This window comes from Streptomyces alkaliphilus (genome assembly GCF_014141535.1).
GTDB lineage: Bacteria > Actinomycetota > Actinomycetes > Streptomycetales > Streptomycetaceae > Streptomyces > Streptomyces alkaliphilus.
Genome location: NZ_VKHT01001418.1, coordinates 1 through 971, shown reverse-complemented (window position 1 = coordinate 971; position 971 = coordinate 1). Strand labels below are relative to the sequence as shown.

At 78.3% G+C, this 971-nt stretch carries 1 protein-coding gene; it reads left to right on the top strand.

What is annotated here, in order from left to right:
• On the top strand, positions 1-971 hold a 971-nt coding region (gene hpnC, locus FNQ90_RS24845; RefSeq protein WP_182608385.1), incomplete at both ends, for a squalene synthase HpnC.

The window sequence follows — 971 nt, the reverse complement described above, 5'->3', positions numbered from 1 at the left end:
GCGCAAGGCGGCACGCGAGAACTTCCCCGTCGCCCCGGCCTTCCTGCCCCCCGCGTGGCGCCACGGCCTGATGGCGCTCTACGGCTACGCCCGGCTCGTGGACGACATCGGCGACGGCGACCTGGCACCGGGCGGAACCGACGCCGCCCTCCTGCTGGGCACCGACCCCGGGGCGGCGCGGGAACCGGGGGACGGGCGGGACGAGGCGCGGAGGGAGGCCGTCCTCCCCGCCGAGCGGCTGGTGCTGCTGGACGCGCTGGAGGCCGACCTGGACCGGGCGCTGGCCGGCCGGACCCCCCGTCACCCCCTTCTCGCCGCGCTGGGGCCGGTGGCGCGCGAGCACCGGCTGCCGGAGGAGTCGCTGCGCGCCCTCATCGAGGCCAACCGTCTCGACCAGCGGGTGCACCGCTACGCCGACCGCGCCCAGCTGCTGGGTTACTGCGAGTTGTCCGCCGACCCGGTCGGTCGGCTGGTCCTGGCGGTCACCGGCACCACCACCCCCGAGCGGGTCCGGTGGTCGGACGCCGTGTGCACGGCCCTGCAGATCATCGAGCACCTCCAGGATGTCGCGGAGGACCGCGAGCGGGGCCGGATCTACCTCCCGGCCGAGGACATGCGTCGCTTCCGGGTCGGCCCCGACGACCTGGTGGCCCCCACCGCCGGGGCCTCCCTGCGGGCCCTGATCGCCGCCGAGGCGGAGTGGGCCCGGGGGCTGCTCGCCGAGGGCGTGCCCCTGGTCCGCGACACCGACGGCCGGCTGCGACTGCTGCTGACCGGCTTCGTGGGCGGCGGATGGGCCGCCCTGCGGGCGCTGTCCGCGGCCCGCTGGGACGTCCTGGCCGGCGCGCCGAGGGCGCGCCGGCGGGACCTGGCCGCCTCCTGCCTGGCGGTCCTGCGGGCCGCCGCCCGTCCCCCGGGGCATCCACCCGGGCACCCCGCGGTTTCCTTCGGGCCCGGCGGTTCCCCCGCTC